Consider the following 25,414-nt stretch of genomic DNA (forward strand, 5'->3'; position numbering starts at 1 on the left):
GAAGCGACCTATGTTTTCCGAACGGGGTAGGGATCAACAAAACAAGGCCGAGAAAGATCGTAAATCGTCGTCAAGTGTTGATCGGTCTTGGGACCGCCTTTTGTCCGCAGCCTTTGTTGGCTGACGGGGGTCGCATTGTCTTGCGCCCCGCGCCTGTTGATCTTGATATCGGCGGCAAGCAGATCGCAATGTCGGGCTTCAACAACTCAGTTCCTGGTCCTGAAATCAGAGTAGGACAGGACGAGATGCTTTCGGTGCGGCTAGAGAATGCGCTGGAAGAGGGCACAATGATCCATTGGCACGGCATCAGATTGCCGAACGCGATGGATGGCGTGAATGTCCTGACACAGGATGCGGTGATCCCGGGCGGTAGTTTTGACTACCGCTTTGCAGTGCCGGATGCGGGGACATTTTGGTATCACTCGCATTATCTTTCGCTTGATCAGGTCAGCCGCGGTCTCTTCGGCCCCTTGATCGTGACCGAGCATACCCCGCCCGATATCGATCAGGATATCACTGTCCAGCTATTTGATATCCTTACAGATGTGGAGGGACATTTCGAGAGTATGTTTGATCCGTCGCACTACACGACGGAGGGCCGCCTTGGGAATATGATGACGGCTTTTGCATCCCGTTCAGACGTAAAGGTGGGTGAGCGTGTGCGACTGCGTATCATCAACCCTGCTGTCGACCGGGTATTCAGGGTCACAATTGATGGGCTGTCAGGACTGATCATGGCGATTGATGGGATGCCACTGGCAGATCCTTTGCCTGTCGACGAACTGGTGATCGCGCCTGGCCAACGGGTTGACGTCATCGGGGACGTCGTCGGCGAGGTGGTGTTGTCAGAGACAACACTGGTTGATCCCATTCCGCTGACAAGGATCGCGATATCCGGTTCGCGGCAGAAAAGGGTCAGCCCAATTCCGCCACTTCCCTTAAACCGCTTGCCAAGGCCCGGCCCGGTGTCACAGAGCGTTGATCTTGTCATGCAAGGCGGCGCCGGCGGACCGCCGCACGGAGGCTTTGGTGGCTGGGCTTTCAACGACGTCAGTGGCCTGCCACGCATGCCTCTTCTCGCGGCCAAACGGGGTGAAACCGTCCTCCTCCGGCTGCGGAATGAGACGGCATTTGCACACGGTATCCATCTTCACGGTCACCATTTCTGGGAAACCGATATAAACGGGGCACCGACCGTTCTGCGTGATACGACGCTCGTTGAGGCGAGAGATACGCGCGAAATACTGTGTGTTCTCGACAATCCCGGTGCATGGCTGTTCCATTGCCATATGCTCAGCCATCAAGAGGACGGGATGGCGACCTGGCTGCAGGTCGCCTAGCGAGGCTTAGACAGGGGTGTCCGCCGAATTGCATCGATCAGTTGAGCTGATGCTGGTTATTCCAGCATAGCCGCGAATTCCTGGCGGGCCAAAGCGTCGGCTGCGGCCAACTGGGTGAATTGAGCACACAGTTGTGGATCCGCCGCCAAGGCATGTTCAATTTTCTTGGCTTCCGTATAGGTTAACTCACCATCCAAGAAGGCGCTTAATCTGTCGCAATCCGCTATCAAATATACGCTCCAAAAACTGGTTCAGCTAGCGTTCCCTAACTTATCGAGAAGGCGCAGTTTCAGCCGGACAGATGAAAACACTGCGTGGTCTTATCAGGGTATCCATATTGCGGCTGATCTTAATATCTACTCAGACTGGCCGCTTTCAAGTTTACATATAGATACAAAACGCATTGCCTGGACGGGTTATGCAAGATTGTCCGCAGTTCTATGGTGGTGACTACAAACAGGCAGAACCCAAGGCGAACCAGAACCGATGGACCACGATCATTCAATGAATTCCGACAGCAATGAACTGATCAGCCTGAGCCGAGCGGTGGCAATGGGAACCGGTGTTATGATCGGTGCTGGTATTTTCGCACTTACCGGTCAGATTGCGCAGCTTGCCGGCCCAATTTTTCCATTGGCTTTCATCGCCGGTGCAACTGTCACCAGCTTTAGCGCCTACAGCTACATCAAGATGTCAAACGCATGGCCTTCATCCGGTGGCATCGCCATGATCTTGCAAAAGGCCTATGGACCGGGCGCTATCGCTGCTGCGGCAGCACTCTTGATGGCGATATCTATGGTCATTGCAGAGAGCCTCGTCGCGCGGACGTTTGCCACATATGTCTTGCGACCGTTCGGCATTTCAGATGGGCCGCTTATGCCTATTCTTGCTGTCGGTGTGATCGCATTCGCGTTTGTCGTGAATAAGTTTGGAAGCCGGTCAGTTGGCATAATTTCACTTGTCATGGCATTCCTAAAGATTGGTGGCATCGCACTATTTGGTATCGCAGCACTTTGGGCGGGTGGGATTAGCTTCGCGGTTGAAGCACAGGCATCATTCGATGGTGACGCTGTCGGGTTTGTGGCATCGGTAGCTCTCGCAATTCTTGCGTTTAAGGGGTTCACGACGATCACCAACAGCGGTGGTGTGATAGAAGATCCTCACCGAAATGTCGGGCGCACAATTATGATCTCAATAGCTATTTGTGTCGTTGTGTACTTACTTGTCGCGTTTGCTGTGGGTTCAAGCCTGACGATTGAAGAGATCATTGCGGCAAGGGACTATTCTCTTGCTGAAGCTGCAGCGCCAGTCCTTGGGCAAGCAGGGTTTTACTTCACTGTGTTTCTGGCGGCCGTCGCCACAGCCTCCGGCGTTTTGGCCAGCGTTTTTGCCGTGTCACGCATGTTGACCATGTTGACTGACATGGAGATGATTCCGCACCGTCATTTTGGGATGTCGGGCCCAATTCAAGGCCACATGCTGGTGTACACGGTGGTGATCGCGTCCGTATTGGCCGTATTTTTTGATTTGTCCCGGATCGCATCACTCGGCGCCTTCTTTTATCTAGTGATGGATATGATTGTTCATTGGGGCGTATGGCGATTTATGCGTGATAGGATCGACGCGAAAGGTTTGATCATCTTGACCGCGCTTGTCTTGGATGCGGTTGTTCTCGCGGCGTTTACGACGATGAAGTTGAGGTCGGATCCCGTCATTGTGGCAATCGCCGTCGTATCAATCGTTGCGGTCTTTTTGTTGCAAAGGATCTACCTTTCTCGCTGGACGGCCCCCGTGCGGGAAGAAGCGCATCGCTGAATACAATTCATTACAATATTCTTTGCATTGGGGACCTTCCAGACATGGACGATCCGAGGTCAGTAAGCCATTTTCACACAAAATTTTTCCTCTCATAGGAACCGGAAAATGGCGCACAAACCTCATCAGATCGCACTTTTGGCCGCGACCGGCTCACTCCTTTTGTTGTCGGGGGCATGGTTCTTTCAGGCCCTTGGCTACGCGCCTTGCACAATGTGCATCTGGCAGCGCTATCCGCACGGCATAGCCATTGGGATCGGATTGCTTGTGCTTGTCGGTTTGCGGTACCGCGCGGTTTACCTTTTGGGTGCAGGTGCGGCGGCCGCAACGGCTGCCCTGGGCTTCTATCATACCGGTGTGGAACGCGACTGGTGGGAAGGTCCAACCACCTGTAGCGGCGATGCCGGGGACATGGCAAACATGACCGCTGATCAACTACTGTCCACAACTGAGCCACTGAACATGGTGCTTTGTGACGAAGTAGTTTGGGAATTCCTCACCCTCTCGATGGCCAGCTGGAACGCAATCCTCAGCCTCGTGATCACTGCTCTTTGGGTCGCCGCAATTGTTGCGGCTGGTCGTTCTCGGACAGCTGTCTAGCTGTCAGTACCTGCTTGGGGCGCACGCGGTTTAGGAGCCACTTTTTGCAGCAAAGTATTCTAAGAAACACCTTCTGGTTGGGCTTTTTTGCCATCGTGCTTTGGGCCTGGTGGGTCATGTTCGGCATGACAGTTGCCCCTATGTCGATGATGCCCAGCCAGTACCTTGGCCTATTTTCAATGTGGGCGATCATGATGGCAGCCATGATGGGCCCGACCTTTGTCCCAACGATGCGCGCCTACGAAGACCTGATCACTTCTGCGAATGGTAGCAGGGCAGGTTCCGTCGGGGTCGTTTTGGGCTTTTTCGTCGTATGGGTAGGATTTGCCGGGCTGATAGCATTTGCGCAATATACGCTGATCGAGGTCGGTTTGCTGACCGCGATGGGGCAATCTGTATCCAGATACTTTTCAGCGGCTTTGCTGCTTTCTGCCGGTGCATATCAGTTTACCGCGCTCAAGGACCGATGCCTGGATCATTGCAGGTCCCCAACTTTCCAGTTTCTTGCGCATTGGCGAACAGGGTTTTCCGGTGGTGTCTATATGGGATTGCACCACGGCGCCTATTGCGTTGCTTGCTGTTGGGGGCTCATGGTCATCGGTTTTGTGGGGGGTGTCATGGACCTGATCTGGATGGGCGGAGCGACAGTGATGATGACGTTGGAAAAGCTGCCCCAGGTAGGGCGATACCTCACGCGGCCACTCGGTTTTGGCCTTATCGCGTGGGGCGTGCTTACACTAATTCAATAGAAACTGTTCGCGCCGAATGATGATCGCTTCTCTACCATTCCCAGATATTGGAACTGAGCTATTTGCGGTGGAACTTGGAGGTTTTCGATTTGCGTTGCGCTGGTATGCGCTCGCATACATCATAGGTCTTTTCATTGGGTGGCGTATCTGTTCCAGAGCAATCAAGCAGACCAATTTATGGGACCAAACTGGCCCTCCATTCTCCAAGCAACAGCTGGAGGATCTATTTGTCTGGATCGTCGCAGGCGTAGTCATCGGAGGGAGGCTAGGATTTGTGGCATTCTACCAGCCAGAATTCTATCTGCAGAACCCATTGGAAGTGCTCAAGGTTTGGCAAGGCGGCATGTCTTTCCATGGGGGCTTTCTTGGTGTGGTCATCGCAACAATCATTTTCTGCCGCCGTCGTGGCCTTGCACTGTTACCGACCGCCGATCTATTGGCGATTGCGACCCCACCGGGTCTATTTCTGGGCAGGTCGGCGAACTTCACCAACAATGAGTTGTGGGGGCGCCCTACCGATGTGCCGTGGGGTGTCGTCTTTCCCGGTGAGGCAGCACAAACTTGTCCGGACATCGTTGGCATTTGTGCCCGACATCCATCCCAACTCTATGAGGCTGCCCTAGAGGGACTGTTGCTTGGCTCGCTGCTCTTGTTCTTGGCATGGCGGCGCGGTTGGTTGCGCTCACCCGGCATGCTTACCGGCATCTTCTTGATCGGATATGGTCTTTCACGCTTTATCGTAGAATTCTTTCGGCAGCCGGACGTTCAGTTCGTCGGCCCAGGAAACCCAATCGGCCATGTGCTGAGCGCAGGCGATTGGGGCATCACTATGGGTCAATCCCTGTCTGTTCCAATGGCGCTGTTTGGGGTCGCACTGCTCGTTCTTTCAATGCGAAATCGCAAGATAGATGCACGAAAAGGGCAGACTTAGCGTCCCAGCCAGCATTTGTGAAAACGTCTTGGCATCAACGCTATGTGCGGTCACGGGCTTGGTTTGGCGACATCGCACGGAGCCGCAGACGCCGTTGCTGCTCCGATATCTGTGACCTTTGACCCTCGGGGTAAGCTTCAAGCGGCGGTTGGCCCTCAAACAATGCTTGCAGCATGATATCCCGTGCAATCGGAGCGGCAGCACTTGATCCGCCGCCACCATGCTCGACCACAACGGCAATACTGTATTTCGGGCTATCGAAGGGGGCGTATCCCACAAACAACGCATGATCGCGGCGTGCCCACGGCAGATCCTTGTTATCGATAATGCCGAGCGCGCGCTCTTCAGGCGTGATCCGGCGTACCTGACTGGTCCCTGTTTTACCCGCAAGCCTGTGTTCCGGTGTGAGTATACGGGAGCGATACGCCGTCCCTCTGTTGTGGTTGACAACGTCTTCCATGGCAGCACGACAGCGCCTAAGCGCATTTTCGTTAATTGGCAGTGCCGTAGAAACCGGCCATGGATCTGGACCGACACCTGACTTGACCAGTTGTGGTGTTACATTTCGGCCCGATGCAAGACGAGCCGTCATCGTCGCAAGCTGCAAGGGTGAGGCAAGAACATATCCTTGGCCAATCGATGCATTCACAGTATCGCCGACACGCCAGGCTTCATCGCGCACATCGCGTTTCCACTCTCGCGTAGGGTTAAGTCCTTGCGCGACGGCTGAGAGCGGCAATTCATGCCGCACGCCAATGCCAAATCTGTGGGCCATCCGAGAAATCGCATCAATCCCGACACGCTGGCTGACCTCATAATAGTAGCTGTCGCAAGATTGCTTCAGACTCTCGTGCAAGTTGACATTCCCGTGCCCGCCCCGTTTCCAGCAATGGAACCGTGTTTCGCCGACATCTACAAATCCCGGGCAATAAACGGTTTCTTCCGGTCCAATGACACCGGCCTCAAGTGCCGCGAGTGCCACGATCATCTTGTATGTCGAGCCGGGTGGGTAGGCCCCTTGAAACGCCTTGGCTGCCAGTGGTCGGTAAGGATCTTCGTTCAAAGCCGACCAGTTTTCGACAGAGATTCCCCGCACGAACTGGTTCGGATCAAACGTCGGCGCGGAGGCCACACAACGCAATTCTCCGGTTTCAATGTCCATCACAATCGCACTGGCACTTTCCCCGGCAAGACGGTCCTGTGCGTAGCTTTGCAAAGAGGTATCAATTGTAAGCTGAACGTCCTCGCCCGCGGCGCTGTCAATCTGACCGAGCGACCGAATGACCCGCCCGCTGGCGTTCACTTCAACCTGTCGGGATCCGGCCTTTCCACGCAACGACTGCTCCAGCTTATTCTCGACACCGGTTTTACCAATCTGGAACCTTGGTATCCGCAAGAGCGGATCGGGGTCGTTCGTGCGGCTGAGGTCGTAATCGCTTACCGGTCCGACATAGCCGACCACATGCGCAAGGTCCGCACCAAATGGGTAGTGACGCGATAGCCCGACTTCTGAGCGTATGCCGGGCAGGGCAGGGGCATTGATGTTGATGAATGCGACCTCTTCCCAAGACATATGTTCCTTGAGTGTAACTGGAATAAACGGCGCCTTTTGTTCCATCTCGGAAAGCGCCCGCCCAATGTCGTCAGGGTCTAGCTCAATCTCATTGGCCAGTCGCGCGATGGCCTCGACAGGATCTCCTGCCTCTTCGCGGGTGATCACCAGCCGGTAATTCTGTTCATTGTCGGCAAGTAGCGCACCGTTTCTGTCAAAAATCATTCCGCGCGACGGTGGGATCAGTTGCATGTTGATCCGGTTTTCCTCAGCCAGCAGCCTGTACTGATCCGCATCTTCGATTTGCAGAGAGCGCATTCGCCAACCAATGATGCCCAAGATGCCCACCTGGCCGATACCCACGATCAATGCACGCCGAGAAACCTGGCGAAACTGGAGAGCTTGATCCTTTGCGCGCCGCACCACGGGAAGAGGCCACCTAAAGCTGAATGCGACGCAATCGCAAGGCGTTTGCAATCACCGAGACAGAAGAAAGGCTCATGGCTGCTGCAGCAATCATCGGCGACAATAGCAACCCGAAGACAGGATAAAGGATGCCAGCAGCGACAGGGACACCCGCTGTGTTGTATGCAAATGCAAAAAACAGGTTTTGCTTGATGTTGCGAACGGTCGCTTTTGCCAGTTTTCGTGCACGAACAAGGCCGACAAGATCACCACCCAAGAGTGTGATCCCGGCGCTTTCAACGGCGACATCCGAACCCGTGCCCATGGCGATGCCGACATCAGCCGCTGCGAGGGCAGGGGCATCATTCACACCATCGCCGGCCATCGCAATTTGTGCGCCGCCCTGTCGCAGCTTTGCGACCAGATCTTTCTTGTCTTCTGGCAGAACACCGGCATGCACCTCATCAATACCAAGCTTGCGAGCGACTGCCTCCGCTGTTTTCTGGTTGTCCCCTGTTGCCATAATGACTTTCAAACCAAGGCGGTGAAGTTCGGCAATGGCACCTGCGGTCGTATCTTTGATAGGATCAGCCACGGCAACAATCCCTGCAAACCGGCCGTCAATCGCAACAAACATCGCCGTCTTGCCTTCCGACCGAAGATCGTCGGCGGCTGTTTCGGCAAGTGCATAGTCAACCCCAAGTTCCTGCATCATGGCCGGGTTTCCAAGCGCCACCAGATGATCCTGGACCTGACCCTTGACGCCCTTGCCTGTGATTGCCTCAAACCCTGTCGTGCGACCCAAAGACAGACCACGAGATTGCGCACCTTCAACAATGGCTTCAGCCAAAGGATGTTCAGATCCCCGCTCTAGCGCAGCTGCAAGAGCTAGTACCTGGTCCTCGGTTTGATCCCCGACCACGACAACATCAGTCAGCTTCGGCCGCCCTTGGGTCAGTGTTCCGGTCTTGTCAACAATGACCGTGTCTACTTTTGCCATCCGCTCGAGGGCCTCAGCATCCTTGATCAAGACACCGGCCTGCGCGCCACGCCCTGCCGCGGTGGTGATAGAAATCGGGGTAGCCAGCCCGAGGGCGCATGGGCAAGCGATGATCAAGACCGAAACGGCAGACGTAATTGCAAAGGCCGAAGCAGGGTCAGGACCGAACGAGAGCCAGACGAAAAAGGATACGATTGCGATCACCACAACTGTTGGCACGAAAACCGATGACACCCGATCCGCCAAACCCTGAATTGGGGCACGAGAGCGCCTGGCACCCGCCACCATATCGACGATTTGCGACAGCACAGTATCTGCACCAACTTGCGTGGCACGGATGGCCATTGATCCGTTCTTGTTCAGCGTACCGCCAGTAACGCGATCCCCTTCATTTTTTTCAACGGGCAGCGGTTCGCCGGTGATCATGCTTTCATCAACTGATGAGACGCCCTCAACAACCTCGGCATCAACCGGAATACTGTCGCCGGGCCGCACGCGCAGCATGTCGCCTTCCACAATATGCTCCAATGGCGCGTCGTATTCAGTGCCGTCTGGCAGAATGCGACGGGCGGTCTTGGGCGCAAGGTCCAACAATGCACGGATCGCATCACCTGTCCGCTCTCGGGCACGAAGCTCCAGCACTTGCCCAACAAAGACCAGCGCCACGATGACGACCGCAGCTTCGTAATAGGTGCCAACGGTTTCACCAGTGCGATATTCGTCAGGGAAAATCCCGGGGAGGAAGGTTGCTGCAAGCGAATAGACATACGCAGCACCAACACCCAGTGCGATCAGCGTCCACATGTTTGGCGAGACATTTCTGATCGAGTCGATACCCCTTCTGAAAAAGGGAAGCGCCGCCCAGAGAATGATCGGCGTCGCCAAGAGGAACTCAACATAGACGGCTGTTTGATGTCCGATCCAGTCCCGAACCGGTAAGCCAAACAGTTCGCCCATGGTCAAGATCACCAAAGGTACAGCAGCGAAAGCACTTATCCACATCCGCCTGGTAAAGTCAGTCAGCTCTTCAGACGGCTCATCCGATGGCACAGTAGGTTCAAGCGCCATACCGCAAATCGGGCAGGCACCGGGCGCGTCCCGAACGATCTCTGGATGCATCGGACAAGTCCATTCCGTCCCAGACGGCGCGACCATTCCTGTTTTTCGGGCATTGCCCGATGCGTAGTAGAACGGATCCACTCCAAACTTGGTTTCGCAGTTCTCCGAGCAGAAATAATACCGCTCACTACCATAGTCGAAATACAAGGTGTCTGCGTTTATGGCAACGGTCATGCCGCAGACGGGATCGGTCGCGGTTTCTGTGCCCTCAGGAAATTGATCGTGGGCATGAGCGTGCCCGTGTGAGTGCTGGTGATCGTTCGCCATGGTTTGCCCCTCGCGTGTCTGACACCCCGCAAGCTAGTCATTCCAGCGACAGGAAGGTCAAGACAGCCACCCTACTGCATATGTATCAATTCGTAACAGGAAGGCTGGAAAACGAGGTCATGCCATCTTGTCGGTCAACCCAAAGTCAAAACCAATCCATCAGATACGGTCATCTTTGGAATATGCAGGTTTTCAGGTGCCGGGCCCTTCCTGATGCGACCGGACGTATCGTAGTGTGAGCCATGGCAAGGGCAGAACCAACCCCCAAAATCACCAGCCCCATCCCCAAGCGGGACACAGCCAAGATGCGTACAGACCCCAATCATGACAAGATATGCGTCATGTCCAGGCACAACACGATTTTCATCGGATGCGAGGTCACCATCAGAAAGGTTGGGATTTCTGGCATCCTGATCAGGCAGGTCGGTGACCGCCTCGGACCGGGCCAGCGCAATCTCTTCTTCTCTTCTATGGCGGACAAAAACCGGTTTGCCCGCCAACATGATCGTCAGCTGCGTACCTGGCGCGACAGCAGAGACATCAACACGAATGCTCGACAATGCTAGCACGTCGGCTGAGGGGTTCATTTGGTTGACGAGGGGCCAGACTGCAGCACCGACTGCGACGGTGCCTGCACCTGCAGTTGCATAGTACAAGAAGTCGCGTCGCGCGGGGTTCACTGAACGATCAATTTCCATGATTCGCTTTTCGGCCATTCCCACGCAGGAAGGTCAATAGCGTTGCTGACACCGTCAGGACTGACAGTGATGCTCCATTAACTCACTTTTGCCCGGCCAGTTCGATGCCAAAGGGCACCAATGATAAGTGGGGTCGCCGTCATCAAACCCAAACCCAAAACAATCCATTCCGCTCGACCGAATTCACCTGACATGGCCTCTGCACCGAAGTGTGCAAGCACAAAACTTGCCGGCAAAATTCCCACCAGCGTGGCCACAAGAAAGCGCCACAAATGCAATCGGCTCAACCCAGCCGCATAGCTCATCGCATCGAATGAGATGAAGGGTAGTAATCGAGAGCCAAAAACCGTCAGCATGAGCCAGTTCTGAGATCCCAAAAGACCATAGTTTGCCTTCTCTCCAAGCCAGCTCTCCACCTGATCACGCGCGAGGTAGCGGGCAATCAGGAAAGCCATCAAGGCACCCAATTCCGACCCAATTGCAACGTAAATGGCACCAGCGACATGGCCGAAAGCTGCACCGCTGACCAATGCAACAGGTGCGCTAGGAATTGGACTGGCCACGACTGCGACCATCATCAAGACAATGATCAGCAACGGCCCCCATGGTCCGGCGGCGGCTATCCAGCTTTCAATAGTCTCCCTGCTGATCTCGGGCATGTAGCCAAGGACCCATGATCCGATTGCAGCGATGGCACCCATAATCAAGATCCCGAAGCCAACGTTGCGTAGACGATCAGTCCTAGAACGCATAGAGCACCACCAAAAACAGGGCGGCCAAAAGATCATAAACCACGCAGAATGGAACATACCAACGCGGAACCGGTGCGCCAATGATGGGTCTGTGATGTAGAAAGTCCCAGAGCGCATGGAACGTCAAACCAAGCGGGATTGCGATCCAGTGCCACAATAGACCGGCGAGGGCCGCCATCCCGAACAGGATGGCGACCAAAAGCTCCAGCACCATTGTCCGGATGTCCTGCGCACTGGCACCAAAGCCGATATATGCGCCACCAATCAGCGCAAGTGTCATGGCCGCAATCGCTACCGAAACACTCTCACTGACCACCAAGTGCACTGGGGCAGAAAGGAGAAACAGAAATCCGCCAACAATGGCTGGACGGTGGATATGAATTTGAGACTGCATTCCCATCTTTCAAGCTGAGTGATGAAGCCCGTCTTCATGCTTCCAGCGGATGTAAGGTCAAGCACTATTTTCCAGCATTGTGGCAGCCGATATGGCAGGACGGATGCTTTGCCAGCCTCGCGCTTCAGGCAAGCACCTCTGGTAGCGTCGCCAGCGCTAATTCCAAATCAACGATTGGAAGGCCGGCCGCAATCCAGCCAGGCCCCAAAGACGAGCCCAACATTCCTTCTGAGACATCAATAAACCCGCTATAACCAGCCTGGCGCAGGCTGCGCATCACGCTGCCGGATCTGCCGCCTGTTGCGCATGTCAGCGCAACCGGTCGTCCACCTGCAAGCTCACGCGCGGCAAACAGCCGTTCTGAAAAGCGGTCTTCATGAAGACTGATAGGCCATGCACCTTCTGCAATGCCCGTTTCTGCCCATTCTGCCCGTGAGCGTATATCGATTAAACGGATTTGATCGGTGATCAGGCCGTCATATGTTTGGCCAACTGACCAGACATCTGCAGTTTGTGCGAAGCCGACTGACGGTGCGGCCACCATGGCGGCCAGCGCGGTCAAAGCCCTGCGGCGATTAATATGGTTCATCATGCTTGGTCCTTTGCATCAATTGTCATTCCCGTGATGATCCGCAGCCCCACCTGCCGGCGCTTGACGCATGGCGCCGATCCTTTGACCTGCCGCTTGCATCTCTTGTTGGGTGACTTGGCCATCGGCATCCGCATCAAGGTGCTGAAACCGGTCAACCATACGGTCACGTACAGCATTTGTGTGCAGCGCCTCGAATTCTTCAAGCGTCAAGACACCATCTGCATTTGCGTCAAACTCTTCCAACTTGACCTCCATATGGGGTGCCATGTTCTCTGGATCGCCGCCAGGCATCATCATGTACATCATGTCACTGTCCATCATTCCCATGCGATCGTCACCGGACATCATACCCATCTGACCGTGACCGCCCATCATGGACTGATGCATGCGCATCATCATTTGCATCATATCCATCATCGCGGGATCGCCGCCCATACCCATGCTTCCGGGACCGCCGGATTGTGTCATCATATCCATGCCCTGATCGGCACCAGCGCCATGATCTTCGTTGGCAATAGCGGCCTGTGTAACACCTGCGGAAATCACAACAGCAGCAATCAAAGTACGTTTTCTAGGCATTTTCATTCCTTTCAGTCTGCAGCGTAGATATCGGAACAAATACCTCACGTATGAAGACGTCCGCGGCGTGTGTTTTGTAATTATTTGTCTGCGGCGATGGTTACAAATGGTGACAAACCGACCCCTAACGACACACAATGAGTGTTGTTAGACAGGGCTTACGCGGCAGACGTGCCGTGGCAGCCGAAGGAACCGTAGATGACACCAGAGATTGGTCACTTTGCCCTCGCCCTCGCGTTGGCAATGGCGCTTGTTCAGAGTTTGTTGCCCATGTTGGGGGCGGCCCGCGGCAACCTCTTATGGATGCAATCTGCCAAATGGTCGGCTTTGGGTCAGGTCTTTTTCACCGCCATCGCGTTTCTTGCGTTGCTGCAGGCCTTCGTGACGAGTGACTTCACGGTCAAAAACGTGGTCGAAAACTCTCACTCACTCAAACCTATGCTTTTCAAGATCGCAGGCACCTGGGGCAGCCACGAAGGTTCTCTCTTACTTTGGGTTTTGATCCTGACTGTTTTTGGTGCGGCAGTATCAGTTTTTGGAACCAATATCCCTGAACAACTCAAAGCGCGCACCCTGTCGGTGCAGGCTTGGATCAGCGTGGGGTTCTTTACGTTCATGTTGTTCACTTCGAACCCGTTTGACCGTGTTTTCCCACCGCCCCTGGATGGTGAAGACTTGAATCCTCTGCTGCAGGACGTGGGTTTGGCAATGCACCCGCCGCTCTTATACATCGGGTATGTCGGTTTCTCGATCGTCTTTTCTTTTGCCGTTGCCGCCCTGATCGAGGGTCGGGTCGATGCGGCGTGGGCACGATGGGTCCGCCCCTGGACGCTGGCCGCTTGGCTAAGCCTCACAGCAGGCATCGCACTCGGGTCCTGGTGGGCGTATTATGAACTCGGGTGGGGCGGATGGTGGTTCTGGGACCCGGTAGAGAACGTGAGCTTCATGCCATGGCTACTGGGAACTGCTTTACTGCATTCAGCCATCGTTACTGAGAAACGGGATGCCTTCAAAAGTTGGACCATTCTGTTGGCAATCCTGACCTTTTCGTTGTCGCTTTTGGGAACGTTCATTGTGCGGTCAGGCTTGCTCACCTCTGTCCATGCTTTTGCTGTAGACCCAGAACGTGGTTTGTACATCCTTGGGCTACTTGCTGTTTCAATCGGCGGCTCGCTCGCGCTATTTGCGTGGCGGGCACCGACAATGGAACCCGGCGGGATTTTCAAGCCGATCAGCCGCGAGGCGGGCCTGCTCATCAACAACCTGATCCTAGCGACCGCGACAGGCATCGTTCTGTTTGGAACGCTCTACCCGTTGTTTTATGAAGCTTTGACCGGCGGACAAAAACTATCGGTAGGTCCCCCTTTCTTTGATGCGGCTTTCATCCCGATCATGCTTCCGCTGGTCGTCGTGATGGGCATAGGTCCCTTCCTTTCGTGGAAGCGCGCTGACCTGCCCGGTGTGCTGCAAAGATTGCGGTTTGTTGCTGTTCTTGCCGTGCTGGCGACGCTCCTTGTGTGGTATGTCGTCCGTGGGGGGCCAGTCCTTGGCTATCTGTCCATTCTGGTCGCGATCTGGCTATTCGCTGCTACGCTGAAAGAATGGGCGACGCGGATCAAACTGTTCGACGCACCATTCACAGAGTCACGCCGACGCGCGCGGAATCTACCACGCGCTGTTTACGGAATGTCACTGGCACATGCTGGCCTTGCCGTTGCGATGTTCGGGTTCATCGGGTCCAGTGTTTGGAAAAGCGAGCAAATCATCTTTGTCGAACCCGGACGCCAAATTGAGATTGCTGGGTTTGATGTCACATTTGAGGGGTTAGAGCGCGTTCGAGGCCCAAACTATGTTGCAGATCGCGGCACACTTACGGTCATGCGCGACGGGCAGTTCATCACCGAACTTTATCCTGAAAATCGCTACTATCCGGTCGCGGAAAGCAACACGACAGAAAGCGCGATCCGTTCAACGCTGGCAGGCGACCTTTATGCATCCATTGCGAGGCCTGCATCCGCAGAGGCTGGGGCAGGGGGGGCTTTGACCTTGCGTATTCTCTATGAGCCATTGGTCAACTTCATCTGGATCGGGTCGGTGATGTTAGTGCTTGGCGGTCTCTTCTCTCTTTCAGATCGACGACTGCGGGTCGGGGCCCCAACGCGGGGAACGCCACAAAGGGCAGCAGGTCCTGCTAGGGTTCCGGCAGAATAGACATGGTTCGTGCACTTGCTGCCATTCCGTTTTTGATCGCGGTCATTTTTGGTGGGTTCTTTTTGTGGGGCCTTGATCCGGACCGTGATCCCAACGACATACCGTCTGTCCTCATTTCCCAGGCAGTGCCGTATTTTGCCTTGGCCCAGGTCGAGGGCCTGCAAACCGCAAGTTTTGGACGTGATGATCTGATGGGGAATCCAAGCCCTGTGATTGTGAACGTCTTTGCGTCATGGTGTGTCCCTTGTCGCGCAGAACATGCGGTACTGACTGATCTTGTGGAAAGCGATGGCCAACGACTGTTTGGTATCAATTACAAAGACAAACCCGAAGATGCGACGCGCTGGTTGGCCGAATTGGGAAATCCATATGAAAGGATCGGCGCAGATAGCACCGGCAGGGCCGGCATTGAGTGGGGCATCTCTGGCGTGCCGGAAACCTTCATTGTCGGGCCGGATGGCACAGTCCTCTACAGATTTGTCGGGCCGGTTGTTGGAAACGACGCAGTCGCAGATTTCAGACAGGCGCTTGTGCAAGCGGGTGCGCTAGAAAATGAGGCAGGCGGATGAAGCTCCTTGCAACCATTATCTTGTTGCTGATCCCCATGTCAGTGTTTGCAGTCGAGCCAGATGAAATCCTGCAGGATCCGATGCTTGAACAACGTGCTCGGGAAATCTCGAAAGAGCTTCGCTGTGTCGTCTGCCAAAATCAGGACATTGACAGCTCAAACGCCGGCGTTGCGCGTGATCTGCGCATCCTTGTCAGAGAGCGGCTTGTCGCGGGGGATACCGATGAAGAAGTCATCAGCTATATCCACGCACGCTATGGCGACTATGTTTTGATGCGACCACCATTCAACGCCACGACTGCCGCCTTGTGGCTTGCGCCATTCATCCTTGCCGCCGTGTCATTGCTGATCGGTTGGTGGGTCCTTTCAACCAGCCGCAAGCGTCGCACTTCTGTCCGTCTTTCTGCCAAGGAAGAGGCTGAGGTCGCCCGCTATATTGAAGCCAAAAAGGCAGGAGAACCGTAATGCTGTGGCTGCTCATCGGAGTGCTTTCGCTTCTCGCACTCACACTGATGGTTTTGCCGATACGGTCTGTAGCCCCGATCAGTGCCGATACCGAAGACAACGTGGCCGCAGTGCTCTTGGACCAATTGGAGGAGGTGCAACGCGATCTAGATCGTGGCATCATTTCTCAAACAGAGGCAGCCGCCGCCACCCAGGAAATCAAGCGCCGTATCTTGATGCAATCCCGCAAAGCGGGATCACGCCACATTGCAACAGGCACTAGCGGTCGCGGTGTTCTGGTGGTTGGGGCGTTCTTCGTGCCGCTCTTCGCGGTTTCATACTACATGCTCATGGGGTCGCCACAGATTGACGGTCTGGCATTCGCCGATCGTGCAGAAGAACGCCAAGAGGCTGCACAGATCACTGATCTATCGGCGCAGCTATATGATCGGCTTGTCAATGAGCCTGATGGCGGTCCAAGCGAGGGTTGGATGCTGCTAGGGCAAACCTATTTGCGCATGGGCAAATTTCAGGATGCTGCCGACGCGTTCAAGGTCGTTTCCGAACGCCCGGAGGCAGACTCGGGTGTCTTCTCAATGCTGTCAGAAGCCCTGATTTACGCCGAAAACGGTGTGGTCACACCGCCAGCCGAAGCCGCTGTCGATCGCGCAATCGCATTAAATCCCGAGAACCCGGCGGCCGTTTACTACAAGGCAGTTGCGTTGTCCCAAAAGGGTGAGCCTCAGGAAGGATACGATCTGCTGCTGTCCCGTCTGAATTCTGCCGACGGGTTCTATCCCTGGATGGAAAGCCTTGTGGCAGAAGCCAATCGGATCGGCGCCGGTATAGGAAAGCCGCCTCTGCAATTGGCCGATTTCGCCCCGATGATGGACGCTCCCGGACCCAGTGCCGAAGATGTCGTGAACGCACAAGAGATGTCAGAAGAAGATAGAAGTGCATTTATCTTGTCTATGGTCACCCGTTTGGCGGATCGTCTTGAAAACGAACCCGATGACCTTGATGGCTGGATGCGGCTGGGAAATGCATATTCGGTGTTGGGTGAAACCGAGGCAGCAATCTCAGCATATGAACGCGCAGACGCACTTGTCGCAACCATCGCAGACAACGATCCAAGAAGACAGGAGATAACCAATGCACTGTCTCGGCTGAGGCGTTGATGCGAGCAGAAGCAGGTTCTGCGCGCGACGAGCCACTTCTTAGCGATTTACTGATGCGAAAAGCTCTGTTTCCCGCATCTGGCGCGTTACCATTGAACGGTTTGGGAAGCGACGTTAGTGTTTTTGGCAATAGAGACCTCATCAAAGGGGCTTAGAGCAGTGCATTATCGATTTCCACGCCGCACAATCCTGTTGGGCGTTTTGACCGCTTTTGTGTCTGGTTGTGCAAGCAAGTTCCGGACCTACAGTGGGCCACAGGTGACCCAAATACGCGTTTACAAGAGCAGGCGTTTGCTTGTGCTTGATGGTGCGGAAGGTGTTGTGCGCAGGTTTCCGATGGGCCTCGGCTTTGCCCCGGAAGGCCACAAGCAGTTCGAAGGGGACGGCCGGACGCCAGAGGGCTCTTATGTTATTGACCGTCGAAACCCCAATAGCCTGTTTCATCTTTCCATCGGCATATCTTACCCCAATGAGGCAGACATCGCATATGCGCGGGCCCAAGGTCGCTCTCCGGGCGGCGATATCTTCGTTCACGGTGGGCCGCGTCCCGGTATCGATCCCACAGATAAGCGGGATTGGACCGCAGGGTGTATCGCGGTCACAGACAGGGAGATCGAAGACATCTACGCCATGGTCAATGACGGGACACCAATCAACATCTACGCATAGGTGATCCGTTGTCTGGTCACTAAGCGTCAGTCAAAGAGTACTGCATCGTTCTCCGAAGGCAAATCAAAGCTTACCTCCTGGATCGAAATCTCCTTTATTGCCTCTATTGAAAAACCTATGGCGTAGGGCTCTTGCATAAAGTCGTGTTTGTTGCGGTTCTTCGTGGCTTAGCGGTTTTGAGCGTGGTGAGGCTCGTCTCTGCCTTGCGCTGTGAAATACCTGGCTGAGCTCATGCTGTTCAACGGACGATTTCACAGGAATGCTAGCTTTGGTGCTGATCCTGTCGGCAACTGCAACTTCACCAATGTAACGATACCATCCGTCAACGATTGGTAACTTAACCCCGGGCCTTATCCAGCAATTCAAGCAATTCTATGAATTTGGTCCGCTGGTCTTCTCGATCGCCTGAGGCAATCGCATCTTCAATACAACGCGACGCGTGATCATCAATAACGAGCTTCTCGACCCCTTTTAGCGCTGCGCGCACTGCTGCGACTTGCGTCAAAACATCAACACAATAGCGATCCTCTTCAACCATCCGGGCGATCCCTCGGACCTGCCCCTCCAGGCGTCTGAGACGTTTCAAAACAGCTTCACGGTTTTCGTGCATGGCTTCCTTTTCGCATGATCGAAGAGAATTAGTCGAGTGATTACGGAACCAAAGTGTGCTGAATTGATTACATACCCAATTGGGGTATAAGGAGAAGCAAATGAGCAACTCACATCAGCACAAGGGATCATATCTTCGCTTCGCCGCGATGATCACGACATCAACCATTATCATGTATGGGCTGATGTATCTGAACACCTACGCCATCGATCATGTTTTCTTCAGCCAGACCCGTATGTGGATGGCATTATATATGGGTGCGGTCATGGCTATTGTCATGTTGGCCTTTATGCTTGGCATGTATTCCAACCGCACAACAAACATCGCCATCTTTGCCGGTGCCGCGCTTGCATTCGGTGCATCACTTTATCTCGTGCGAAGCCAGGAAACGGTTGAGGACATTGCTTGGATGAAAGCAATGATACCACATCACTCGATCGCCATCATGACATCGGAACGTGCCGACATATCCGACCCGCGTGTGCAGGAACTCGCCGACGCCATCATCGAAGCACAGCGCTCTGAAATCGAAGAGATGAAACGCTATATCGCGGACATTCAGGCGAACGGCGACGCCGCGCCTGGGACACCGCGCAATCCTTGATCCGGAAAAAAGGAGCCAGACGTGCCAAAGGATACCACAGATTTTGCAGACGTGACAACCGATCCGGCCACAGTCTCAACCGGCAAGACGGCCGTGCTTTACCGCATGGCCCTGCCGGACCATCTTTGCCCGTCCGGGCAAAAGGCGCGCTGGCTTCTAGAGCACCAAGGATATCGTGTGGACGACCGTGTCTTTCGCACGCGTGCCGAAGTCGACGCTTTCAAGGCAGAATATGATGTCAAGACCACGCCTCAGGCATGGATCGACGGCAAGCGTATCGGCGGGTACACCGATCTGCGCGAACAGCTGACCGGCTGGGACCCGCAGGCGACGACCTATCGGCCTGTTCTCTATCTGTTTGCTGTCGCGGCGCTGACCGCAATTGCGCTTTCCGTCGGGTTTCTTGGCGCGATCACCTGGCAGACATTGGGATGGTTCATCTCGGTCTCGATGATCCTGCTCGGCATGCAGAAACTGCGTGATGTCGAAAGTTTCACCACGATGTTTCTCAACTACGACCTGCTTGCCCGAAAATGGGTGCCCTACGCCTATGTCTATCCGTTTGTGGAAACGGGCGCTGGGATATTGATGACAGGCATGATTTTGACATGGCTCGCCGCCCCGGCAGCCTTGTTCATCGCGGGCATCGGAACAATCAGCGTGTTCAAAGCGGTCTATATCGACAAACGTGAGCTCAAATGCGCTTGCGTCGGCGGCAACTCGAACGTTCCGCTGGGGTTCGTCAGCCTTACGGAGAATCTGATGATGGTGGGAATGGCCGTCGCGATGCTGTGGTTGATGGTTTGAGTGTATCGATATTCGGTCGCTTCACTCTTCATATCGCATGAACGGACATCCGATTGCCGATGTTTGATGGCAGGTACGTCCCGCTACAGGTTTATCGTAGCGACAACGAGGGATGGTTGTTCTAAAGACGGACAATCAAGGTTTAACTGATGCAAAAAAGTAAAAGTGTTACCGGGTAGGGTTCACAGCAATGGTGACACCAGTAAAGTCGGACGCCAGTCCTCAATCGGATACTTCGCCAATACAACGAGCATATCACGGAGCTTTGGGATTTGGTGAAGCTTGATGCACATGTCAGATTCTTTCACTGCCAGCTTAGCACCAAAGCATCGTAGTGTGTCAGCAAAGAAATGTCACAAGACAGACGATCTAAACTTTGAGGAAGTTGGATTGATTAACATAAACTTCATTATGCGTATTTATACTTAGTGTTGCGATAGTATATTATTGTATGTATGTTGGACTCCTCTCACGGAGGTTCCGCAGCATGCACTATCTGATCAAGAAGCTCCTCCCCTCGGTTGCAGTCGCTTTAACCGTGACTGGTCTTTCGCTACCAATGTCCGCCCGAGCGCAGACGTACCCGATCGATTGCGCGATCCTCCTGTGCCTGTCTGGCGGCTGGCCTGCTTCCGTCCCTTGCGCCCGGGCTCGCGCCGAATTCATCCGGCGGATTACGCCTTGGCCGGTGGAACCGCCGCTACAAATCTGGCGCTGTCCGATGGGCGCCTCCTATGAGGGCGATCGGCCGTCAAACAACGCTGGCCGCATCCTTGAAGCCTTGTACCAGGCGGACAGCCGTCGACCGCTCCAATCCTTGCCAGTAGACAATTTCGTTCCCGCCGACCAGGCACTCCGGCTCGTTCAGGATCGCGCGGACATTGATATCAGCGGACCTGAATTCAACTTCGTGCGGTCTATCCGCGTCTTTGATGTTCGCTATGCGCGGCAGCATGAATCCGGTCGTGACGGTGACTGCAATCGCAGCGCGACCGTGGTCCTCGGCACTTACGGGACCCAAGGCGATTTCTCTTGGCATAGATCTTCCATAACTGCCCTGCCCGAGGCCCATGTGGGACTTGAACGTTGGGGCCAGAATTGCCCCGGTATCTACCACCGATCTGTCTTCGTCGATTGGCGTGACTATGAGGGCAACTACGGCTTCGAACAGGTGAATTACTAACGCCGAAAATGACAGCGTAGCCGTCATAATGCGGAAGTTTAATCATGCTTGGTTATTCAAATACCTTCCGTTCGCGATGTCGGTGGCAAGGTCCGGAGAACGAATGAAAGCACCAACGTTCTGCGGCTGCGCCAAGGTCCGCTCTCAACTCTTCAATGGTCTCTGTCACAAAGCTCATGATCGGCCAAAGCTGCGAGCACATAACAGTCTTCCGATACGCCGCGGCCATCGCAGCCTTTAGAAATTCGGGTCAGTTCCTTCTCCAACAACTTCAGTCGTTTGATCTTGGCGCGCACATCTGCGAGCTGGGAACTGGCGATGTATGTTGCTGCCTCACACGACCGATCCGGATGGTCCTGCAATTCAATAAGGGATGTAATCGCCTCAATTGAAAAGCCCAAATCACGCGCATGGCGAATGAAACTCAATCGTTCCAATCCATCATTATCGTAACGTCTTTGGTTTCCACTTGTGCGCTCGGCCTCTGCCAGAAGTCCCATTTCCTCGTAGTAGCGGATGGTTGGAATCTTGACCTTAGTGCGCTTTGAAAGCTCGCCGATAGAAAACATGAAGAAACCTCTTGAACCTCTAGTCACTAGAGATTGTAGATAGAGTGGGACAGAGACTCAAGAGGCCACCATGACTGACAAATACATGTCCCCGACACCCCTGTTGGACTTCGAAGCATCCCCCATTCAGTGCCTGGTAGCTAACCGTGGCTGGCTGTCCCTTTCGCAAACCGACCGGATCGGCGCAGCGTATGACTTTGTTCGCAACGATATTGGGTTCGGATATAATTCCAATGATGCGTTGCCAGCGTCCAAGGTGCTGGGTGACGGCTATGGACAGTGCAACACCAAGGGCACTCTGCTCATGGCGCTTCTGCGGGCCCTTGGTGTGCCGTGCCGCTTCCATGGCTTCACCATCGACAAGCGATTGCAGCGTGGGGTCGTGCCGGAACTGGTCTATCCGCTTGCCCCCCGAAACATCATCCACTCTTGGGTCGAAATCTATCACGAAGGGCAGTGGTTGAACCTTGAGGGCTTCATTCTGGATGCAGCCGTCCTCGCCGCCTTGCAAGACGCTTTCCCGCAGCGTCAATCATTGTGCGCACATGGTGCAGGCACAGATTGTCTGCAAAGCCCAAACGTCGAATGGCGCGGGGCCAGCACGTACATCCAAAAGACCGGGATCAACCACGACTTTGGCACCTTCGACGATCCCGATACATTTTATGCATCCCACCGCCAGTTGACCGGTATCAAGGGGCTTCTCTATCGCCTGGTCATCCGCCACTGGATGAACCTCCGCGTCCGGAAGATACGCAACGGTCATGTGCCGAGAATCCCAGGTGGTGAGGTAAGCCTCGTGCCAACTCAATCGGATCTCAAAACGCAGGAGGCAATCTAATGGCCGGATGCTGCGGACATGACGCCAAGTTTGACGGCGTATCAGACGACTACAAGCGACGGCTTTGGATCGTCATTGCCCTGAACGCGACAATGTTCGCGGTCGAAATGACTGCGGGTCACTTGGCGAAGTCACAGGCTTTGCAGGCCGATGCTCTCGACTTTGCGGGTGATGCGATGACCTATGGCATCTCGCTGGCCGTTATCGGAGCGTCACTGCGCGCCCGCACAAATGCGGCGCTGTTCAAGGGTTTCAGTCTTTTGTTGATGGGCCTTTGGGTGTTCGGGTCGACGGTTTATCGCGTCTTCTATGTTGGCGTTCCCACTGCCGAAATCATGGGCGCTGTTGGCTTTTTGGCATTGCTCACCAACCTTGCCAGCGTGGTCTTGCTGGTGCGCTACAAGGATGGTGACGCCAACGTGCGGTCCGTCTGGCTATGCTCGCGCAATGACGCCATCGGCAACGTTGCCGTCATGTTCGCCGCTTTGGGCGTCTGGGGAACGGCTACAGGCTGGCCTGACCTGATCGTTGCAACAATCATGGCGGGGCTGTTCCTGTCATCGGCTTTCCAGATTGTCCGGCAAGCCCTGGCAGAGCGGGCGGAAGTTATCGACCACGAGCACGCGGAGGCATGATGCAGAACTTTCTCGTCATACTGGGTCTTGGCATTGCTGGTATGACCCTTGCGACAATCCTCTGGTCAATCGTATTTCCCAACAGGCGGATTTGGCCGCCAAAACGCTACACGACACTCACGCCTTTCTTTGTCTGGGTGCCGACATTCACGCTGTTCGGGGTTCTCATCCTGCTTGGCGTCTTGGGTTGGGGGGAGCTGGAAATACCGAGTTGGCTACGGTTTGGCTTCGGCCTGCCTCTCATCCTGATCGGCAACCTCGTAGTGTGGATGGAAGTTTCACATTTTGGCGTTCCGCAGACTGGGGGAGCCAAGGGCATCCTGCGCACCGAGGGTATGTATCGCTACTCTCGCAACCCACAGTATCTGGCTGATATTGGTATGATAACCGGCTGGATGCTCTTGTCAGCAGCGCCTTGGGCAATGGTCGTTGGTTTGGCGGGGATTGTAGTGCTTATTGCCGCGCCGTTTTCAGAGGAACCTTGGCTCAAAGACCAATACGGCGACACCTTCGAGAGCTACGCGTCAAAGGTGCGACGGTTCTTTTGAGTGAATGCAATCCCACGAAAACCTGCTTTCGCCGCATGAGAATATGCCTGAAGTATGGGCTCTTTCGATGTTTTCGCTGCCGTCACGTCCAATGTCCGGTGTGCGCTATCGCACCCTTTTTACCGATACTCGCTGGCAGCTGCGTGAGAAGCCTATCCACTCTCGCGACTTCCGATCCGCGTGAGCGCATCGAAGTCGATTTCTTGTTTCTGCTCGTCACTTATGTCCGGCCGGCTTTCCGACACCGGCTGGGGCCCGTGGACGTCCCACATCACCGCATGCGCGCCTGTAGTCCAGCGATACACCCAACCAACAATACTGCACCCATCGGTCCCGATCAGATTTGCGATCGCGACGCCCTCACCTTTATCATCGTTCACTGTTTACGGACTTCCTGCACTATGGCGCTGATATTGCAGCGTGACGAACTGCGGTGCTCGCCAGCACCGCATGCCGCGCTTGGGAGATATTGGCTAACTGCTCTTTCTTGAGGAGCTCACCTCACATAGGGACGCACGAAGCGGCGCGTCCCAAAATTTCTTTGCTTTCAAATCTTGTGGTCGGGCTCCGTGGCGGCTTCGACAATCGACAGGACTTCATTTTTGTCAAAGCCAATGACCCTCGCCAGAACCGTGAACTCCACGACATCGATACGACGCTCGCCGCTCTCGAGACGCGCCACAAATGACTGATGGCGTTTGAGCTTCGCCGCCAATTGCTGCTGGCTGAGACCCGCATTCTGACGTGCATCAACCAACGCACGGACGAGCGCCAACTGGCCAATTGTTCTGATTGTTTTCGCCACGCGTCACATACCTTTTGTGACGTCGCTAGCGGATGAAATCTGTTATCTAAAAAGTAGATATTTGAGGGTGTTATCGGCGTCTGGTTTCCAAGGGCTGCAAGTCTGATGCATGCCCTGTGGCCCATCAATCCCCCACCAGTTCCAGAAACCGACCGTAGTCCTGACTGACTTCACGGGCTTCTTCGAAGGCGCGCGCACGCTCCTGCTCGAGGCAGTGGAAGTAGTCCTGAATGCCCGAGATGTAGGCCTCGAAGTCTTGGCGGATGATGTCAGCATAGTCCCTGGCCGCTTGCGAATCGCTTGGCACGAAGGGCCGGGACGGGGCGAGACAGGTTTCCGCCTGGCTTGCAGCCGGAACGAGCAAAAGCAGTGCTACAGACTGCATGCCCACCCATCGGCTCAACCGCAGGTTTCTGAAACCCCTATTTTCCTTGATAGACGCCAATGGCCGTGCCTAGAGTTTGAGTAACCGAGATACAGCCGTATCTGCCGCATTATATCTTGCGGTTAATAATATACTATCGTAACTCTGGGCTTCAAGTGGGAATGCCCGGGCGTTGCGCGTTTGAAGAAAGCGTGAGCCGGGCCATGAACTGGGACATCGAAGCACCAAATGTGGTTACGGAAGCACGTTTCCGCGAACTCGTGGAAAGCGGCTATAGCGCTGAAATCCTGTGCCAGGAGTCGGCACACAAGAAGGGCCCAAGCTATTACGGGGTCTGGATCATGCGCGTCGTCTCTGATGATGGCGTGGAGAAGCTGCTGGTCACGGCCCGCACCCGGACGACGTACAACGACATTAAGATCCGGGAGTTCAAAACCATTACTGGCGTGGTGTCCTTCCTCATCGGCATCGGCTTCTCCCACGCCGATGTTCCACTTGAGGAAGGCCGGCGGACGACGCACAAACTGGCTGCAACCGACAAGGGCGGCAGCAAGTAGCCTTCTT

30 protein-coding genes are annotated in these 25,414 nt (G+C 54.8%); 17 read left to right on the forward strand and 13 right to left on the reverse strand.

Translation table 11 applies throughout. The features are described 5' to 3' along the window. Positions 1-116: 116 nt before the first annotated feature. The gene (locus BM316_RS16070) at positions 117-1,340 is read left to right on the forward strand and encodes a multicopper oxidase family protein (protein WP_242649938.1); all 1,224 of its coding nucleotides are present in this window, start codon (positions 117-119) and stop codon (positions 1,338-1,340) included. Positions 1,341-1,396: 56 nt separating this feature from the next. Here BM316_RS16070 and BM316_RS16585 read toward each other — a convergent pair whose 3' ends face one another. Then, entirely contained in the window at positions 1,397-1,570 is a 174-nt protein-coding gene (locus BM316_RS16585) for a zf-HC2 domain-containing protein (protein WP_110577553.1), read from the reverse strand. Between the two features lie 256 nt (positions 1,571-1,826). Here BM316_RS16585 and BM316_RS16075 point away from each other — a divergent pair, with 256 nt between their 5' ends. From BM316_RS16075 to lgt, 4 genes are all read left to right on the forward strand, one after another. Further along, positions 1,827-3,155 (forward strand): APC family permease, encoded by a 1,329-nt coding sequence (locus tag BM316_RS16075; RefSeq protein ID WP_090210685.1) that lies wholly within the window; start codon positions 1,827-1,829, stop codon positions 3,153-3,155. Between the two features lie 108 nt (positions 3,156-3,263). Further along, positions 3,264-3,755 carry a disulfide bond formation protein B gene (locus BM316_RS16080; protein WP_090210687.1) on the forward strand — a complete coding sequence of 164 codons (492 nt, stop codon included), beginning with the start codon at positions 3,264-3,266 and terminating at the stop codon, positions 3,753-3,755. Between the two features lie 44 nt (positions 3,756-3,799). After that, positions 3,800-4,504 (forward strand): DUF2182 domain-containing protein, encoded by a 705-nt coding sequence (locus tag BM316_RS16085; RefSeq protein WP_242649939.1) that lies wholly within the window; start codon positions 3,800-3,802, stop codon positions 4,502-4,504. Between the two features lie 16 nt (positions 4,505-4,520). Continuing rightward, positions 4,521-5,435: a prolipoprotein diacylglyceryl transferase gene (gene lgt / locus BM316_RS16090; protein WP_090210689.1), complete on the forward strand. Its 915-nt coding sequence runs from the start codon at positions 4,521-4,523 to the stop codon at positions 5,433-5,435. 40 nt (positions 5,436-5,475) lie between these two features. Here the strand turns inward: lgt and mrdA are convergent, their stop codons facing one another. From mrdA to BM316_RS16125, 7 genes are all read right to left on the reverse strand, one after another. After that, positions 5,476-7,413, reverse strand: a complete 1,938-nt coding sequence (mrdA, locus tag BM316_RS16095) for a penicillin-binding protein 2 (protein WP_278246883.1) — start codon at positions 7,411-7,413, stop codon at positions 5,476-5,478. A 13-nt stretch (positions 7,414-7,426) separates the two neighbouring features. Further along, positions 7,427-9,778, reverse strand: a complete 2,352-nt coding sequence (locus BM316_RS16100; protein WP_090210691.1) for a heavy metal translocating P-type ATPase — start codon at positions 9,776-9,778, stop codon at positions 7,427-7,429. Between the two features lie 134 nt (positions 9,779-9,912). After that, positions 9,913-10,476 (reverse strand): ubiquinol-cytochrome c reductase iron-sulfur subunit, encoded by a 564-nt coding sequence (petA, locus tag BM316_RS16105; protein WP_090210810.1) that lies wholly within the window; start codon positions 10,474-10,476, stop codon positions 9,913-9,915. A gap of 77 nt (positions 10,477-10,553) precedes the next feature. Next, on the reverse strand, positions 10,554-11,177 hold the full coding sequence (locus BM316_RS16110; protein ID WP_242649941.1) for a TVP38/TMEM64 family protein: 624 nt from the start codon (positions 11,175-11,177) through the stop codon (positions 10,554-10,556). A gap of 40 nt (positions 11,178-11,217) precedes the next feature. Further along, on the reverse strand, positions 11,218-11,622 hold the full coding sequence (locus tag BM316_RS16115) for a DUF6010 family protein (RefSeq protein WP_090210695.1): 405 nt from the start codon (positions 11,620-11,622) through the stop codon (positions 11,218-11,220). Positions 11,623-11,746: 124 nt separating this feature from the next. Continuing rightward, the gene (locus BM316_RS16120) at positions 11,747-12,214 is read right to left on the reverse strand and encodes a rhodanese-like domain-containing protein (protein WP_090210697.1); all 468 of its coding nucleotides are present in this window, start codon (positions 12,212-12,214) and stop codon (positions 11,747-11,749) included. A 15-nt stretch (positions 12,215-12,229) separates the two neighbouring features. Further along, positions 12,230-12,793, reverse strand: coding sequence for an EF-hand domain-containing protein (locus tag BM316_RS16125; protein ID WP_090210812.1), 564 nt, complete (start codon positions 12,791-12,793; stop codon positions 12,230-12,232). A 198-nt stretch (positions 12,794-12,991) separates the two neighbouring features. Between BM316_RS16125 and BM316_RS16130 the strand changes: the two genes are divergently transcribed. The 5 genes from BM316_RS16130 (at position 12,992) to BM316_RS16150 (ending at position 17,863) form a co-directional block, all read left to right on the forward strand. Continuing rightward, positions 12,992-15,004: a heme lyase CcmF/NrfE family subunit gene (locus BM316_RS16130; protein ID WP_090210699.1), complete on the forward strand. Its 2,013-nt coding sequence runs from the start codon at positions 12,992-12,994 to the stop codon at positions 15,002-15,004. A gap of 2 nt (positions 15,005-15,006) precedes the next feature. Beyond that, the gene (locus tag BM316_RS16135; RefSeq protein WP_090210701.1) at positions 15,007-15,573 is read left to right on the forward strand and encodes a DsbE family thiol:disulfide interchange protein; all 567 of its coding nucleotides are present in this window, start codon (positions 15,007-15,009) and stop codon (positions 15,571-15,573) included. Further along, on the forward strand, positions 15,570-16,037 hold the full coding sequence (locus BM316_RS16140) for a cytochrome c-type biogenesis protein (RefSeq protein WP_090210703.1): 468 nt from the start codon (positions 15,570-15,572) through the stop codon (positions 16,035-16,037). The genes BM316_RS16135 and BM316_RS16140 overlap by 4 nt, the downstream gene beginning before the upstream one ends. Further along, on the forward strand, positions 16,037-17,194 hold the full coding sequence (ccmI, locus tag BM316_RS16145; RefSeq protein ID WP_090210706.1) for a c-type cytochrome biogenesis protein CcmI: 1,158 nt from the start codon (positions 16,037-16,039) through the stop codon (positions 17,192-17,194). Before BM316_RS16140 ends, ccmI begins: the two co-directional genes overlap by 1 nt. A 192-nt stretch (positions 17,195-17,386) precedes the next feature. Beyond that, positions 17,387-17,863, forward strand: coding sequence for a L,D-transpeptidase family protein (locus BM316_RS16150; RefSeq protein ID WP_090210708.1), 477 nt, complete (start codon positions 17,387-17,389; stop codon positions 17,861-17,863). Positions 17,864-18,200: 337 nt separating this feature from the next. On the opposite strand, the gene BM316_RS16155 is transcribed toward BM316_RS16150, so the two are convergent. Next, a complete protein-coding gene (locus BM316_RS16155) occupies positions 18,201-18,473 on the reverse strand; it encodes a metal-sensitive transcriptional regulator (protein WP_090210709.1) in 273 nt (90 codons plus the stop codon). A 100-nt stretch (positions 18,474-18,573) separates the two neighbouring features. Between BM316_RS16155 and BM316_RS16160 the strand changes: the two genes are divergently transcribed. The 3 genes from BM316_RS16160 (at position 18,574) to BM316_RS16170 (ending at position 21,067) form a co-directional block, all read left to right on the forward strand. Next, on the forward strand, positions 18,574-19,077 hold the full coding sequence (locus BM316_RS16160; RefSeq protein WP_242649942.1) for a DUF305 domain-containing protein: 504 nt from the start codon (positions 18,574-18,576) through the stop codon (positions 19,075-19,077). Between the two features lie 105 nt (positions 19,078-19,182). Next, on the forward strand, positions 19,183-19,884 hold the full coding sequence (locus tag BM316_RS16165) for a MauE/DoxX family redox-associated membrane protein (protein ID WP_165606625.1): 702 nt from the start codon (positions 19,183-19,185) through the stop codon (positions 19,882-19,884). Between the two features lie 487 nt (positions 19,885-20,371). Continuing rightward, complete coding sequence (locus tag BM316_RS16170) at positions 20,372-21,067, forward strand: hypothetical protein (RefSeq protein ID WP_242649943.1); 696 nt, start codon at positions 20,372-20,374, stop codon at positions 21,065-21,067. A 152-nt stretch (positions 21,068-21,219) separates the two neighbouring features. On the opposite strand, the gene BM316_RS16175 is transcribed toward BM316_RS16170, so the two are convergent. Further along, positions 21,220-21,636, reverse strand: coding sequence for a MerR family transcriptional regulator (locus tag BM316_RS16175; protein ID WP_090210714.1), 417 nt, complete (start codon positions 21,634-21,636; stop codon positions 21,220-21,222). A gap of 70 nt (positions 21,637-21,706) precedes the next feature. On the opposite strand from BM316_RS16175, the gene BM316_RS16180 reads away from it, so the two are divergent. From BM316_RS16180 to BM316_RS16190, 3 genes are read left to right on the forward strand one after another with little or no spacing between them, the layout of a single operon-like run. Further along, the gene (locus BM316_RS16180) at positions 21,707-22,477 is read left to right on the forward strand and encodes a transglutaminase-like domain-containing protein (RefSeq protein WP_090210716.1); all 771 of its coding nucleotides are present in this window, start codon (positions 21,707-21,709) and stop codon (positions 22,475-22,477) included. Continuing rightward, positions 22,477-23,112 carry a cation efflux transmembrane domain-containing protein gene (locus tag BM316_RS16185; protein ID WP_090210718.1) on the forward strand — a complete coding sequence of 212 codons (636 nt, stop codon included), beginning with the start codon at positions 22,477-22,479 and terminating at the stop codon, positions 23,110-23,112. The genes BM316_RS16180 and BM316_RS16185 overlap by 1 nt, the downstream gene beginning before the upstream one ends. Further along, positions 23,112-23,660, forward strand: coding sequence for a methyltransferase family protein (locus BM316_RS16190; protein ID WP_165606620.1), 549 nt, complete (start codon positions 23,112-23,114; stop codon positions 23,658-23,660). The genes BM316_RS16185 and BM316_RS16190 overlap by 1 nt, the downstream gene beginning before the upstream one ends. Positions 23,661-23,812: 152 nt before the next feature. Here BM316_RS16190 and BM316_RS16195 read toward each other — a convergent pair whose 3' ends face one another. The 3 genes from BM316_RS16195 to BM316_RS16205 form a co-directional block, all read right to left on the reverse strand. Next, entirely contained in the window at positions 23,813-24,040 is a 228-nt protein-coding gene (locus BM316_RS16195) for a hypothetical protein (RefSeq protein ID WP_090210722.1), read from the reverse strand. Between the two features lie 167 nt (positions 24,041-24,207). Next, positions 24,208-24,465: a helix-turn-helix domain-containing protein gene (locus tag BM316_RS16200; protein WP_090210723.1), complete on the reverse strand. Its 258-nt coding sequence runs from the start codon at positions 24,463-24,465 to the stop codon at positions 24,208-24,210. Positions 24,466-24,589: 124 nt separating this feature from the next. Next, complete coding sequence (locus BM316_RS16205; protein WP_090210725.1) at positions 24,590-24,850, reverse strand: hypothetical protein; 261 nt, start codon at positions 24,848-24,850, stop codon at positions 24,590-24,592. Between the two features lie 203 nt (positions 24,851-25,053). On the opposite strand from BM316_RS16205, the gene BM316_RS16210 reads away from it, so the two are divergent. Then, entirely contained in the window at positions 25,054-25,407 is a 354-nt protein-coding gene (locus BM316_RS16210) for a hypothetical protein (protein ID WP_090210726.1), read from the forward strand. Positions 25,408-25,414 lie beyond the last annotated feature (7 nt).

It is taken from the genome of Yoonia litorea, from assembly GCF_900114675.1.
Taxonomy (GTDB): Bacteria; Pseudomonadota; Alphaproteobacteria; order Rhodobacterales; family Rhodobacteraceae; genus Yoonia; species Yoonia litorea.